General features: G+C 59.3%; 12 protein-coding genes. 3 read left to right on the top strand and 9 right to left on the bottom strand.

What is annotated here, in order from left to right; translation table 11 throughout:
- On the bottom strand, positions 1 to 446 hold a 446-nt coding region (locus tag G4Z14_RS18545), incomplete at its 3' end, for a hypothetical protein (RefSeq protein ID WP_164628428.1).
- A gap of 3 nt (positions 447 to 449) precedes the next feature.
- Between G4Z14_RS18545 and G4Z14_RS18540 the strand changes: the two genes are divergently transcribed.
- On the top strand, positions 450 to 800 hold the full coding sequence (locus G4Z14_RS18540) for a transposase (RefSeq protein ID WP_265331876.1): 351 nt from the start codon (positions 450 to 452) through the stop codon (positions 798 to 800).
- Positions 801 to 1,031: 231 nt separating this feature from the next.
- Positions 1,032 to 1,571, top strand: coding sequence for a recombinase family protein (locus G4Z14_RS18535; protein WP_164628426.1), 540 nt, complete (start codon positions 1,032 to 1,034; stop codon positions 1,569 to 1,571).
- Positions 1,572 to 1,806: 235 nt separating this feature from the next.
- On the opposite strand, the gene G4Z14_RS18530 is transcribed toward G4Z14_RS18535, so the two are convergent.
- The 6 genes from G4Z14_RS18530 to G4Z14_RS18505 form a co-directional block, all read right to left on the bottom strand.
- The gene (locus tag G4Z14_RS18530; protein ID WP_164628424.1) at positions 1,807 to 2,223 is read right to left on the bottom strand and encodes a hypothetical protein; all 417 of its coding nucleotides are present in this window, start codon (positions 2,221 to 2,223) and stop codon (positions 1,807 to 1,809) included.
- 279 nt (positions 2,224 to 2,502) lie between these two features.
- Positions 2,503 to 3,171, bottom strand: a complete 669-nt coding sequence (locus G4Z14_RS18525; RefSeq protein ID WP_164628423.1) for a ParA family protein — start codon at positions 3,169 to 3,171, stop codon at positions 2,503 to 2,505.
- A gap of 110 nt (positions 3,172 to 3,281) precedes the next feature.
- Positions 3,282 to 4,316, bottom strand: coding sequence for a replication initiator protein A (locus tag G4Z14_RS18520; protein ID WP_164628421.1), 1,035 nt, complete (start codon positions 4,314 to 4,316; stop codon positions 3,282 to 3,284).
- Between the two features lie 221 nt (positions 4,317 to 4,537).
- Positions 4,538 to 5,092 carry a hypothetical protein gene (locus tag G4Z14_RS18515; protein ID WP_164628419.1) on the bottom strand — a complete coding sequence of 185 codons (555 nt, stop codon included), beginning with the start codon at positions 5,090 to 5,092 and terminating at the stop codon, positions 4,538 to 4,540.
- Positions 5,093 to 5,168: 76 nt separating this feature from the next.
- Positions 5,169 to 6,803 (bottom strand): type IV secretory system conjugative DNA transfer family protein, encoded by a 1,635-nt coding sequence (locus G4Z14_RS18510; protein ID WP_227751870.1) that lies wholly within the window; start codon positions 6,801 to 6,803, stop codon positions 5,169 to 5,171.
- 68 nt (positions 6,804 to 6,871) lie between these two features.
- On the bottom strand, positions 6,872 to 7,174 hold the full coding sequence (locus G4Z14_RS18505; protein WP_164628417.1) for a mobilization protein: 303 nt from the start codon (positions 7,172 to 7,174) through the stop codon (positions 6,872 to 6,874).
- Positions 7,175 to 7,808: 634 nt separating this feature from the next.
- On the opposite strand from G4Z14_RS18505, the gene mobQ reads away from it, so the two are divergent.
- Positions 7,809 to 8,996 carry a MobQ family relaxase gene (gene mobQ / locus G4Z14_RS18500; protein ID WP_164628415.1) on the top strand — a complete coding sequence of 396 codons (1,188 nt, stop codon included), beginning with the start codon at positions 7,809 to 7,811 and terminating at the stop codon, positions 8,994 to 8,996.
- Positions 8,997 to 9,057: 61 nt separating this feature from the next.
- On the opposite strand, the gene G4Z14_RS18495 is transcribed toward mobQ, so the two are convergent.
- Positions 9,058 to 13,233 carry a calcium-binding protein gene (locus G4Z14_RS18495; RefSeq protein WP_164628413.1) on the bottom strand — a complete coding sequence of 1,392 codons (4,176 nt, stop codon included), beginning with the start codon at positions 13,231 to 13,233 and terminating at the stop codon, positions 9,058 to 9,060.
- 6 nt (positions 13,234 to 13,239) lie between these two features.
- Positions 13,240 to 13,664, bottom strand: a 425-nt coding sequence (locus tag G4Z14_RS18490) for a hypothetical protein (RefSeq protein WP_164628411.1), incomplete at its 5' end; no start/stop codon positions are given.

The following is a 13,664-nucleotide window of genomic DNA, read 5'->3' as shown; positions in this document are numbered from 1 at the left end:
CCGCTAGGCTGACGAACCTTCAGGAAATATGTGACGGCCGCCTCGATGAATTCGTCTTCTGTCGGAATCGCGCAATTTTTATCAGCTGCCAATGCGAACGGAAACGTTGGTGCGCAGAGTAAAAAAAATATGAAGGCAGCAACTGGCCATCTTTTGGTGTGGCTCCAAGAGCAAAAGCGTTGGACCAGTGAAATAATGGCCCCCTGAATCTTGTGCCGCCCTGCCATTTCACTTTCAGATTGTACTCGCATTTGGGCCACACCCACCGACAACTTCACCACTGCTCCGAACGTTCCATAAAGCAAGTCAATGCGCAACCATTGATTGAAATTTCTTTCATAGGCTTCAGACGTGATGGTCAAAGCCAAAGCGAGACAGGTTGGGTGGCAGGTTGAGAGCAACATTGTGACCCCGACCGCGACAGTTTCACCTGCCTGGAGGGCCACGAGATGCGCCTTCGGAAGGTCGATCTGGCGATGCGGATCAAGCGCTATAGCGCAGACCCGGAAACTTACGGAGCCTGCCCGATCCGCAAAGCCTGTACCGCCGCACCCGCCCGAACGGTCACCCGTCACATGGACGAAGATGCCAGGCAGACCGCCCGCGACATTTCCGGCACCGAACCGTTCAATCTCAGCCGCCGGAAGCGCAAGAAGGTCGAGATGCTGTTCGCCCATCTGAAGCGCAATCTCGGATTCACCCGCCTTCGGCTCAGTGGGTTGCGGGGCGCTAGTGGCGAATTCCTTCTCGCTGCGACCGCGCAGAACCTAAAACGTCTGGCGAAACTGGTCCCGGCGTGAGGTCGTGGCGGCTTTCGCAGCCACATCTTCAATTCAACTGAAAACTAAGCCGATTCAGCGGGTTAAATCGGCTCCAGAGTGGCCGGCACAACATATGGTAGGCCGAGTTTTTCACCTATATCGGTCGTTTCTGGCCCTGCCCCCTGCCATGCCCCAAATCAAGAGCTTAGGCTGGACAAAAACCCATGACAAAACCTTTGCAGTTTTGGGAGGTTTTTGGCACGATGTGGCATGATCATCGGATACGCGAGAGTTTCGACGGACGACCAGAGCCTTGACGGCCAGCTCGATGCCCTGAGGGCCGCCGGGGCCGAGAGGATCTTCGCTGACAAGATCACCGGCATCGTGCGCAGAAGACCCGAGCTGGACCGCTTGCTCGATCAGCTGCGCCAGGGCGACGTGATCACCGTCACCAAGTATGACCGCCTCGCCCGTTCCCTGCGCGATCTTCTCGACATCGTGGACTCGATCCAGGCGCGCGGTGCGGGATTCCGGTCTCTGGCCGAGGACATCGACACCACCACTCCAGCCGGGCGGTTGGTGTTTCATGTCTTCGCGTCCATTGCCCAGTTCGAGCGGGAGCGGATTTCCGAGAGGACGAAAGAGGGATTGGAAGCGGCCCGCAAGCGAGGCCGCGTCGGGGGTAGGCCCCCTGCCCTATCCGCCGCGCAGAAGGTCGAGGTGCGCCGGATGCGGGACCAGGAACTGCGGCCATTGCCTGAGATCGCGCAGCTCTTCCGGGTCAGCGCGAAGACTATCCGGCGTGTCTAACCTACTCGTGATGCGGAGAAAAGTGACAAAAAAAGTAAGCCCCGCACGAAGCGGGGCTGTCTTCAAAAGTGCAACCGGTTCCCAGTTTTCACCTGGCAGCTTTTCAGCCATCAGGATCCGGTATCTCTTCGGCCTTTCGGCCTACTTTACCGCTTTCGCGGTGCATGAGGCGGGCGTTCTCACCTTACACTTCGTCGTACTTCGACAGCCAAGATACGTCACGTGAGGGGCGACTTCAAGGGAAATACTTCTTCGTGACGCGCTTCAGAATCCCTTTGCCTCGCTTCTGATCGACCTCCGCTTGTGTGATGAGGTAGGACGAGCAGACATGATAGTATCCATCGTTGTCATTCTTCTCGACAGTGATCGCGATGAGTGCTGCCTTCCCCGATGTGCCGGGGATGAACCGAACAAGTTCTATCTTTCCCGGATTCTTGAAGTCATCACCCATGTACAAGGGATCAGAAATGACCTGAGAAAGATGCGGAATTATTAATGGAACGTCCTGAGGGTGCCTACTATGGGCGTGCTTTTGTGCGGGTGCGGCAAATTTGACCTCTCCGGGCTCCACTTCTATCCCGAGCGTATCGTAGATCAGGTCATCCGGAAGGGCGCCGGGGAGTATGTCAAATAACTTGTTCTTTTTGTTCATTTTTATCGTTCTTCTTTGCGCGCCCTATTCAAATAGATGTCCCACATCCGCTCGATAAGCTGGCCTTGGGTAATTCCCAGTCGCTCAGCTTCCGCAGAAATAGCCTCTCCGGTTTCGGGGAACACCTTCGGATGTAGCTGGTAAGTGCGCGGACTCGCCTTGCGCCCCGGCTTCTTCCGTGGGGTGCGGTCCAAGAAACCACGAGCTTCCCCTACCTCATCCGCGCGGCGCAAATCATCTTGCGAAGTTTCTTTGGGGCGCGCTGAAAGGCCAGAGAGCCTATTTGAGACGCTCATATACGGCCTCCGTGAACGCCCGTGCGTTCTCTAGTGCTTTGTCGACCTTGCCGCCCGTCACGATTTGAGGATCAGACATCATTGCCGTGAGGTCGCCACCGACAGCAAACAGTTCGGAAAAGGCAGCCCTGGCAACTAGGGACGGCTCGATAACGTCCACCCCTGCCCCACGAAGCTGCGACTCCAGCTCTTTCTGGACCCTGCTCTTGACCGCCGCGCTTGTCTTCGTAAGGACCACAGCATGGCGAATTTTTCGACCGAGCGCTTCTTCCTCTTCACGGACCAGTGCAAGCGCCTCTGAACCTATTTCGGCATCAAGCGCTGTCGGTTGCATAGGTACGATCACAAGATCCGCCTGAGAAATAGCCCGGCTGACGAGCTGCGAGGCAACCCCCTCAAGATCGACAATTACAATCCTGCCGTCTCCATCCGCCTGTCGGATGGCCGGAACAATCTCGGATCGTCCGACGTCTCTCTGTAGCCGCACACCACTAGGTGTACCGTGGGCCGCCCAGCGTGACATCGACTTGTTCGGGTCGCAGTCCAAGACCGTCACGTCAGCGCCCATGCGTGCAAATTCAGATGCGAGAAGGACCGCGCATGTGGACTTCCCGACGCCGCCCTTTGGGCTTGCCAATACGATCACCGGCATCTTTCACCAGCCTTGCTTGAGTGATGGATTAATATCCGGTTATGGATTTGTTTACAATACCAGATTTATTTCTGATACCCGATATAAATCCGTAACCGGTTTTATATCCATCATGGGCGTCCGCGTCGCTCAAACCACTTCCGGCAGAATCCGATGAACGCACCATCGGCGTCACGCGGCGGCTCGATGATCCATTCGCGCCACTCCCTCTCAAGGTGGTAGATATCCCAGCCAGGCGCAGCCTGACGGGCGCGCTCATAGGTATCTGCCTTCAAAGGAGGGACGCTGCCACCGGCAGGGCCGACCAATGCCATCGTTCCACGGTTGGTGAAGATGACCATGTCAGCATCTTCATCGAACGTGACCTGATAATCCGGCAGATGGTCATGTCTGGCCAACAGCTTAATCATCTGTCGGAAGCGCTTCTCTGGGCTTTGCGACCCGGTTTTTGTCAAAAGCTTTGCCAGAGAAATTCGCCACGTCTTCTGTTGCCCGCAGTGCTTGCGGGCAATCTCGTATACACGCCGCTCAATCGGCTTTCTGAGCCTGAAGTAATCCCGATGCAGGGTCAGGACTTCTTCGTTCTTGATCGCATTGAACACCCAATCCGAAAGCTTGACCTCACACCACAAAAGCCGACCGTCCAAGCCGTGCTTCCGCCGTATCGAAGATGCGTCGATGAGGCCGAATCCGTCGATCTGCTCTTCGTCGCCGGTCACGATGTTCGTCCTGATCCTCGTGCCTTCCAACCGATCGAGCGCATCGAGAAGGGCCTGATACTCTCGCCCGCTGGTGCCGCGGTTGGTAAAGATCAGCAGCTCATGTGAGTTGATCCGCACTCGCGACGTTACCGCTTCCCCTTGCTTCAGCTTCGCCATGATCTGGCTGATGCAGTAAATCAGAATGTCCTTGTCATAGATTGTGGCCAAGCCTTTGACGCTAGGCGTAATTTCTAGCCAGTGGGGACCGTTTCGATAGCGCTTTACGGAAGTCTCCGGCTTCTTGGACAGAGAGTAAAAAGGGTGCTCCATATGCTGCATCACGTCCTTAAGGACGGCATCAGAGACATCGCAGATGAACAGATCGTGCTGCGGATGCCGATCAGGGAGCAGGGGGGTTAAAGAGTTCGTGTTTTCAGTTACCATGGCGCGACATTCGTGTTTTCAGTTACCGATGTCAAGATTCGTGTTTTCAGTTACCGAGCAAAGGATTTCAGTTACCAAGATTCGTGTTTTCAGTTACCGGCCTACGTCTAACAACCTGATATGGTTAAGAAAAGGCAGGGGCGTAATCGCCGTAACACTGAATCTAACCCATATTTAACACTTTAGCCTGTGGATAACTTTGCTTCGCAGCACTTTTCGCGTCACCTTGCATAGAACACGCAGGCCTCTTTTCCGCTCTCAGGCCCCCGCAGCCACTCACCCCCAAGGACAGCGCAACCGATGCCGTTGACTGCCAAGAAGCGGGGCAGGGCGATAGTCAGGCCAAGCGCCAGAGCCACCCCGAAGAGGGCTATGAAGGGAATGCGCCGTTTCCAGCGTCCCGCTTCTTCGAGATCGTCCCGAAGGTGCTGAAGAACGGCCTCTTCCTGCCGGACAAGCTCGCCCAGGCTGCGACGGGTTTCCTGCCGATCGGCGGCGAAGCCGGATTGCATGCCTTCGAGTCGGTCAAGGGTCGCATCCAGCGCTCTGTCGAGTTCCTGCCCGATGTGACGCCCGTAACGTTGCGGATCGGAATGGGCCTTGGCCGCCTGTGCGGCGTCCCGGCTTTCGGTGGCGGCCTTCTGGACGTCCGCAAGAATCTGGCCGTGCCGGTCCAGTTTTCCAGCCATGTTGGCGACGACAGTGCCCAGGAGGTCGAGGGTTTCACGAAGGGCGGCGTCGGAAAGGGCAGGGTGGGCGGAACCGGGGTTGGACATTATGATTTCCGTGATCAGGGATAGGCGATAGGGGTTCAGAGATCGGTGTTGCGCGATCAGCGTTCAGATTTGGGACTTATGGCTTGTGCAGCCCGTCGAATTCCCTGTCCGCGAAGTAGCGCAGCTTGCGGGCGATCATCACCGGCTTGCCCTGGACGCGCAGGAGCTGGACATGGGGCGGAATCTGCATGATTTCATCCGGAGTCATCAGGTCGCGCGCCGTCACGTTGTACGAGGTCGAAGGCGCATCGCCGGGCTTGTGGCTTTCCGTCTGATAGCCGGTGGTTTCCCGCCCGATCATCTGGCTCAGCCATCTGGCCGTCTCGAAGTCGTTCACACCGAAGGTTTGCAGCACGCCCGCGTTGGCGACGAAGGTATTGGCCCGTGCGCCGTAGAGGTCTTTCAGCTGGCTCATATCCTGAAGGATCGGCCAGAGTTGCAGCCCATAGCCTGCCATCAACCCCATTGCGCGTTCCACGGCTTCCAAACGGCCCAGAGCGGCAAACTCATCGAGGAGGAACAGGGCGGGCTGTTTCAGGCGCTCTGCGCCTGCTTGGGCGGCTTCCGCGTCCCTTGCGATGTCCTGAAGCGCCTGTGCCACCAGAAGGCGCAGCCAACGGCTGTAGGCATCGAGGCGGTTCGGCGGCAGGACAAGGAAGATCGAGGTCAAATCATGCCGCAGGGCTGAGAACTGGAAGTCTGAGCGCGCCGTGGCGGCCACGATCCGGGGACTGTCGAGGAAATGGGTGTGGCGCTGCGCCGAGGACATCACCGAGGCCGCTTCGCGGTCAGATTTGCCAAAGAAGCGGTTTGCGGCGCGGGCGATCAATCCCCCGGCGGCGGTGCTGTCCTGCATCAGCTCCAGAAGGGCGCGGAACTTCTCAGGCGGCAGGGTCAGATATTCCCGAACCGTGGCGAGGGTTTTGCGGTCCTGATCCTCATGGGCCACGGCGAACATGATCAGCCCGGCCAGCAGCGCCTTGGCCTCTTCGTTCCAATGCGCCTCAGACTGTTGGCCGGGCGGGTCCATCACCAAGGCTTCGGCCAAAGAGGCGGCATCTTCGCCCAGGTCGAGGCTTTTTGCGTCAAGCCGCCCGAGGGGATTATAGGCAGAGGCGGGCCTGCCGGTGACGCCGAAGGGGTCGAGGATGTGAACCGCGCCGAAGCGCTTGCGCGCCTCGCCTGCGATCTTCGCGTTCTCACCCTTGGGGTCGATCACCAGGACCGAGCGTTCGGCCAGCAAGAGGTTCGGGATCACCGTGCCGACGCCTTTGCCTGCCCTTGTGGGGGCGAGGGTCAGGAGGTGCGCCGGGCCGTCATAGCGCAGCGGCTTGCCGGTATCGAGGTCGCGCCCGATCAGGAGGCCGTCGTCTCCTTCGAACGCTGCGCGTTCTTTCCGGGTGGCAAAGCGGGCCGAGCCGTGGCTGTCGCTTGGCCGGCGCCCCCAGAGCTTGATGCCCGTCCGGTTTGACCAGTCGCTGGCCCCGATGATCCAGCCGGTAATGGTCATCGGCCAGAACACGAACCAGTGCCAGAGGGCTTCGCCCATCGGCACGTCCGACAGGATGATGATCACGATCAGCCAGGCGAACCAGGCGAAGGCAGTGGCGATCACCATCCAGACGAAGAACCATCCGGCGAGGATCGGGGTGACGACGACAAAGAGGGACAACCGCGACAGCAGCCCCAGGGCGGAGAATACATACTGCAAGGAAATCAGGTCCAGCTAAGAGGGCAGGGGGCGAGCTGCGCTCCCCCTCTGAAGGAAAGGGGCGGCGATCAGGTCGAGGGCGGCGGAACGGGTGGGGCCGTCGCGGAAGGTGCGGCGGCGGGCTGCTTCGCATCCCAGCCTTCGAAAGCCTTGCGGTCCTGTTCACGGGGTAGGTTGCGGACCAGGCGCTCGATCATTGCGGAGGCATTGGAATCCCGTTCTGCCAGATCGACAAGCGCTCCGCCCAAGATGATCTTGCGCCGCGTATCCAGCTTGCGCGCCTTCGTCGCTTCGCGGTTCTTCAGGGCGAGGAGCCGGGCCTTGGCCTGGGTGTAGCGCTTCTCTGCCCGCTCTAATTCTGTCTCAGCCATTCGTACCTTCACACACGCAAGACATTCAAAACATCTTTGGGTTGCATGGAGCATTGACGGGGCAAGGTCAAGCGGTTACCCGTAGGCCGAATAGGTCAAGGGCGCACTTATGCAAACTCTCCACCGCCTGCGGCGCTTCCGAGATTTGCGTGCGGTCTCTCCGGGGGCATGGCCCCCCGCCGACGGCGTCCCCAGTCCGGCGCTTGTGGCGCCGGATCAGGAAGAGCGTCCCGCCTTCCCGAACCCATCCTGGCCAAGCCTTGCGCGGCTTGGATCACGCCCCGCTGTCCCTGACGCCCACATTGGAACTGGCCCCGAGAGCGGGGCGGTTCCGCGAGGGCGCCCGTGTCAGCGGGCGATCCGGTTCCGCCTATCCCGAGAGCGGGACTGTCTGCCGGATCGGGCTTGCCGCGCTGCGCTTGTCCGGCAAACCATGGCCCATTCTGGCGACGGTCCTGCGCATCACTGGCAGCATGCTTGCCCGCCTGTCGGCGTGGCTGCATGTCTGCCCGTTTGCGAGGTGGCATGCTTGCCTCGATGGCCCGCAGACAGCCTGCCTGTTTGCATGTCTGCCTGTTTGCATGTGTGGCAGTCCGCCCGCCTTTGCCCGTCGCCGGATCCGTAGGGCGCGGCCATGGCCAGCTACCACCTTTCCGTCAAGACGATCAAACGCAGCGCCGGGCGATCCGCCACGGCGGCGGCGGCCTATCGGTCGGCCTCCGTCATCGCGTGCGACCGCGAGGGCCGCATGCACGACTACACCGCCAAGCGCGGGGTCGAGGCATGCTTCATTCTTGCCCCTGCTGATGCGCCCGCATGGGCGCAAGACCGCGCAGCGCTGTGGAATGCTGCCGAGGCGCGCGAGACCAGGTCCAATTCGGTGACCGCCCGCGAATGGGAGCTGGCCCTGCCGTCCGAGATATCGGACGCCGCGCGGATCGAGATCACGCGGGCTTTCGCCGCCCAGCTGGTTGAGCGCTACGGCGTGGCGGCAGATGTGGCGATCCATGCGCCACACCGCGAGGGCGATCAGCGCAATCACCACGCCCACATCCTGACCACCACCCGCGTTTTGTCCGCCGATGGGCTGACCGACAAGACGCGCATTCTTGACGCTGCCAACACCGGCGGGCCGGAGATCGAGGTCATGCGCGGCTACTGGGCGGAGTTGCAAAACCACGCCCTTGAACTGGCGGGGCAGGAGGAGCGCGTCGATCATCGGTCTTTGGAAGTCCAGCGCGAGGAGGCATTGTCCCTTGGCGATGTGATTAAGGCCGAGGAACTGGACCGCGAGCCCGAGCTGAAGCTTGGCCCCGCCGCCAATGCCATCGAGCGCCGCGCGCAGCTGGCCGCCGAAGTCGAGGGCCGGGAGTATGAGCCGCTGACCCAAAGGGGCGCGCGGGTGCATGCGGTGCGCCAGGCCAAGGCCGTATTCGCTGAAATGCGCGAGCGGCTGGAGCTGGCGCGCGACGCCTGGGCCGAGGCCCGGGAAGAGGGGCAGGGCCATGTCAGCGCCGGGCTTGCGGCCTTGCGCGCCGCCGCCGGGCGCCAGGCGAAGGAGCTGGACCCCGACGAGGTCAAGCTGCGCTTGGCACGGATTGCCGGGCGGGAGCTGGGGGCGGATGGAACCGGCCATGATGCAGGGGCCGGGAAGGGTGGGTGGGACATTCGTGGGCGGCTGGCCGATGTGTTGGGCCGGGGGCAGGCGGAAGACTGCGAAGCTGCCAGGAAGAAAGAGCATGCGCTGAAGATCGAGGCCGAACTGCAGCTTGAGCTGGAAAGGCAGCGCGAACGCGACAAGGATCTAGGTTGGGAGTTGTGAGGATAGCGGGCCTTTGGCGAATTTCCAAAGGCCCGCCCGTCGGCTACCCGCACCGTTCCTGTCAGACGAGCAGGAAATCCGTCGCGGCAAGTTGCGTTGCCGCCGTCAGCCCTGTCAGCGTGATCGTGATGTCCGCCGTCCCGTCCCCGTTCGCATCAAACAGGACTTGGTTTCCGACAACGCGCGCCTCAGAATTATCCGACCCGCCCGAGAACGCCGATGTGCCAAGATACGCAAATGTACCAACCGTTAGGCCATCAAACCGCAGCACATCGCCCTCTTCGTTGCCGCCATCCAACTCGTTGAAATCTGCAATCACATCAATGCCGCTTGTCGTGCTGTTGAAGACAAACTGATCCGCGCCAGTGCCACCGTTCAGGGTATCGTTTCCGCCACCACCGATCAAACTGTCGTCACCGACAAGGCCATTCAATGTATTCGCCCCTGCGTTCCCGGTCAGGGTATTTGCGAGCGTGTTCCCGTTTCCAGTCAAGCTGCCGTTACTGTAGAAGAACAGGTTCTCAATATTGCTTCCCAGCGTCCAGTTCACATTGCTTTGCACAAGGTCAACACCACTATCGGCGCCCTCAAAGACAACGTCTTGTGCCGCATTCACGACATAGGTGTCGTTTTCGGCTCCGCCCGCCATGTAGTCTGACTGGGCGCCGCCATTTAGGTAGTCATTGCCATCCCCGCCGTAGAGGCTGTCAACGCCGCCGCTGCCGTAGAGTGAGTCATTGCCATCGAGGCCAGAGAGAGAATTGGCTGCTGCGTTGCCGGTGATCAGGTTGTCAGCGGTGTTGCCGGTCCCGTTGATCGCCGCCGTGCCTGAGAGTGTCAAGTTTTCCACCTCTGCGGCCAAGGTGAAGGTCACCGACGATTGGACGGCATCGAACCCGCCCGAGTCTGTTTCGACAATTGCATCCGCTGCGTTGTCGACGAAATAGGTGTCGTTGCCCAAGCCGCCCGTCATCAGATCTGCTCCGGTGCCGCCATCGAGCGTGTCAGCGCCATCGCCGGCGTAGAGGCTGTCATTGCCCCCAAGGCCAGAAAGCAAGTTGGCGGCAGCATTTCCCGTGAGCGTGTTGCCTGCCGCGTTTCCGGTCCCGGAAATTGTTTCTGCTCCTGTCAGGGTCAGGTTTTCTACGTCAGCCCCCAGGAGGAGGCTGGCGCTTGCTAAAACTAAATCGGTACCTTCACCGGCATTTTCAACAACGAGGTCGGTGGCGGAATCGACGACATAGGTATCATCGCCCACGCCGCCAGACATACTGTCCGTGCCCATGTCTCCGTCCAGCAGGTCATTTCCCACTCCGCCGAACAGCGTGTCGTTTCCGCCTGCACCGAAAATGGTATCGTTCCCGGCATCTCCGTAGATCGCATCCGCAAAGGCCGTCCCGAAAATGCTATCATCCCCCGATGTGATTTGATCTGCAATGGCCCGCGAGCGGATGCCCGCCTCGTCGAGGGTTACATCATTGAACAGGACGACTTCGATGTTCGAGAAGGTATCCCCGAGGTCGTGCAAAACCTGAGAGTTCAGCAGGATCGTCCCGTCACTGGTGATGATTAAGACATCCGATCCAGCAATCTTGAACCGCACGTCGCTTGCATTGAACCTGCGAAGATCAAGCGTGTCGGTGCCTTCGTTGGATGCATCACCCATAATGACGTCATTGCCAGACGCATAGTTGATCCGGTCGTTCCCTGCACCCGCGACGATTGTATCGTTGCCACTGCCGCCTGCCAGTACGTCTCCGTCTGCGGTGCCGGTCAGTGAATCGGCCGCGCTCGTGCCTTGAAGCTGCGCCTGGGCTCCAGCCAGCCAGTCAACTAGTTCGACACCCCGCAGAATTATCGCGCTACCGTCTCCGGCGTAGTCGATAACCACGCTTCCATCGACCTCGCGGACGACGACGCCCGCCGGAAGGTTGGAACCATTGATCGCCTGACCATCGATCACCACCGTATCGGAGACGCTGTTAAAATAGCTGATCTGCTGGGTGCTGTCTGCGCTCGACAGGTTGGATACCGCTTCGGCATAGCCATAGCTGCCGCCGCGAGGTCTGTCGCTGCCCGACGTGCTTGGATCCGGCAGGGTTAGGATGATTGATGCGCCGCCCACAAGCGCGGAGAAGGCCTGCAGATCCATGTCACCAAAGGTGCGCAACTGCGCCCCGCTCGAACTTGCCAACAAGGCTGACCCGTCGAAACTCCCGCCGACCACGAACCAGCCGACCGCGCCGTCGATTGGTGCATCGAGGTAGCGATAGAAGAAATGTTCGCGGGATCCGTAGCTACCATCTTCGGTCGTCCATTGGCTGACGAAGGCAGCGCTTGAAAAATTGTAGTCGCGGTCGATCTCGTAGTCCCAGCCGCTGCCACCAAGGCCGAGACCTTGGGCCAGTGAGATGTCTGAATACACGTGCTCGCCGGTTTCTGGGTCTCCGAGTACTTGGACAAAGGTTTCCCCTTCACTGTCTTTGTACTCGACAATGGTTAAGAAATCTAACATCTGCGCCGGAGCAAAGACTTGGCCAGCATAGCCGCTCAGGAATGTCTGATCGTAGTTCTTGACCTCTCCGTTCAGTGGGATGCTCACATTGGCGAAATCGAGCTCGTCCTCGTATCCGTCATAGATCAGTTGACCATAGGTCTCCGCTACTAGGTCTCCGCTCTCGGTCTGGATGTAACGGATGACCGGCTCCTGCATGGTCGCAACGGCAATCGTGTGTGCGGTCAAGGCATCGGCTAACTGCACCTGGTCCGAGGGATCGGGGTTGATGACGACAACATCGATCTGTGACCAGTCGAAGCTGCTACCGAGACCTAGCGATTCGAGATCGATCAGGTGGAAGTTCTCTTCCGTGATGTTGCTCGATTGTACGACCAGAATTCCGGCCGCCTGGCCGGATTCATCGGCCTGAAGCCTGATCGTGTCGGCCCCCGCGCCGCCCCAGACGATGGTAGGCGAGGTGCCCGACAGGTCGATCTCAAACAGGTCATCGCCGGCCCCGCCCGCTAGCACCGTGACCTGATCGCCGTTGGTAACAAGTGTGTCGCCCTGCGCCGTGCCAAGCACAGCTTCGATTCGTGTCAGCCTGTCACCCTCGGCGGTGCCGCCTGCACCCGTTCCGGCCCCAAGGTTGATGTGGACGGCCTCGGTGCTTTCGGTATAGCTGATGAAGTCGAAACCGCCCCGACCGTTGTAGGTATCAGCACCCGCACCATCGAGAATCAGGTCGTCCTTCGAGGTGCCTGTGACAGTATCTTCGCCACCGCCAGTGACATAGACGATACCGTCGCCCGCTTGCGCTGAAAGCGGAAAATCGACGCTGCCGAACAGTAGGAAGTTGCCGGTATCGCTGATGTCGTAGCCAGCGGCACTCACCGTCCCACTGATGTTGTCATCGCCATCTTCTGTCCCGAACAGGACAGCCTTGTTCTGGTATAACGTTGCGGTCACTCCGCTCGCATAAAGGTTGCCGATAACGGAATTCATGGCGTCGACAAGTTGACCATAGCTTGCGTCATACTGATCGGAGTAGCGATCTAAGTCGGCGAGGTAGTCATTATAGGTGTAAGAGGCATCGAACTGGCCCGAGAAATCTCCGCCATAATTAATTACCAGGGCACGCCCACCTTGGGAGTCAGCCAGATCACTTGGATCAACGCCTGGGCGGAGGCCATTTTCGCTACCGTAGTTGCCAGCGAAGCTTCCGCCTTGCCAGTCGAAATCCTCATTGGAATGGCGCATTTCAATCGAGAAATTTTCGATTGTGACGGTGCCGTCCGCCGAAATGCGGAACACGGCATCGTCAGCGAGCTTGAAGGCCATAGTGCCCCAGATATAGACGCGTTCGGCGTAGTCGTCCGTTCCGTCGATGAAATCCTTGCTGTCGACGTAAATCCCGTTGTCGGTGGAGCCAAGGTCAAATGCCGCGATGGCTTCGGCCTTTGACAGGATGATTTCGCCAGCGGTGTTCTTGAGGTGATCAAGGGCACCGGTTTCCCAATAAGAACGAGCCTCCTCAAAAAAGAACTCTACCAATGGGCTGGTGGCGGCATTCGCGAAGCGCCCCGGACCGGTGAGAGGATTGAAGATATCGGCAAGGTCAACGGTGATCTGGTCCGTGGATCCGCGCGTGAGCACGGCATTGGTGAAGAAATTCACCGGGGTTTCATTCTGACCGTACAGGTATTTTTGGGTGACCTCGTAGATATTGGGCAGGGCCATGGATTGTTACTCTCCGACTAGGGGATGAATCACTGCGCCACAGGAGTTCATCGGGATCCTGTCTCGGCGCTCTCCGGATAGCACGATACCAGTGTCCGTAATGACGCGCAGTGCAGCCCGGATTTCTACTGTCGTTTCAATATCGTGCATCAGTATCTGTTGGCGCGAGTAAAGCGGCCCGTCGCCGTCAGCCAGCCCGGCGACCCGACAGCAATCCGGGTTGACGGAGTGCAGGTCTTCGAAGTTGCGATACGGCAGGAACACCTGCTCAATGGTACTACCATCCGACCGATAGCTGGTTCCGCCGCTAGGCTGACGAACCTTCAGGAAATATGTGACGGCCGCCTCGATGAATTCGTCTTCTGTCGGAATCGCGCAATTTTTATCAGCTGCCAATGCGAACGGAAACGTTGGTGCGCAGAGTAAAAAAA

It is taken from the genome of Tabrizicola oligotrophica (genome assembly GCF_011008935.1).
Lineage (GTDB): Bacteria > Pseudomonadota > Alphaproteobacteria > Rhodobacterales > Rhodobacteraceae > Tabrizicola_A > Tabrizicola_A oligotrophica.
Note: the sequence above shows the minus strand (reverse complement) of the source record. Positions and strands in the feature narration are given on the sequence as shown.

Coding starts and splice junctions, on each gene's coding strand:
- G4Z14_RS18540 (WP_265331876.1), top strand. CDS start 450: ATGCGCCTTCGGAAGGTCGATCTGGCGATGCGGATCAAGCGCTATAGC.
- G4Z14_RS18535 (WP_164628426.1), top strand. CDS start 1,032: ATGATCATCGGATACGCGAGAGTTTCGACGGACGACCAGAGCCTTGAC.
- G4Z14_RS18530 (WP_164628424.1), bottom strand. CDS start 2,223: ATGAACAAAAAGAACAAGTTATTTGACATACTCCCCGGCGCCCTTCCG.
- G4Z14_RS18525 (WP_164628423.1), bottom strand. CDS start 3,171: ATGCCGGTGATCGTATTGGCAAGCCCAAAGGGCGGCGTCGGGAAGTCC.
- G4Z14_RS18520 (WP_164628421.1), bottom strand. CDS start 4,316: ATGGTAACTGAAAACACGAACTCTTTAACCCCCCTGCTCCCTGATCGG.
- G4Z14_RS18515 (WP_164628419.1), bottom strand. CDS start 5,092: ATGTCCAACCCCGGTTCCGCCCACCCTGCCCTTTCCGACGCCGCCCTT.
- G4Z14_RS18505 (WP_164628417.1), bottom strand. CDS start 7,174: ATGGCTGAGACAGAATTAGAGCGGGCAGAGAAGCGCTACACCCAGGCC.
- mobQ (WP_164628415.1), top strand. CDS start 7,809: ATGGCCAGCTACCACCTTTCCGTCAAGACGATCAAACGCAGCGCCGGG.
- G4Z14_RS18495 (WP_164628413.1), bottom strand. CDS start 13,233: ATGGCCCTGCCCAATATCTACGAGGTCACCCAAAAATACCTGTACGGT.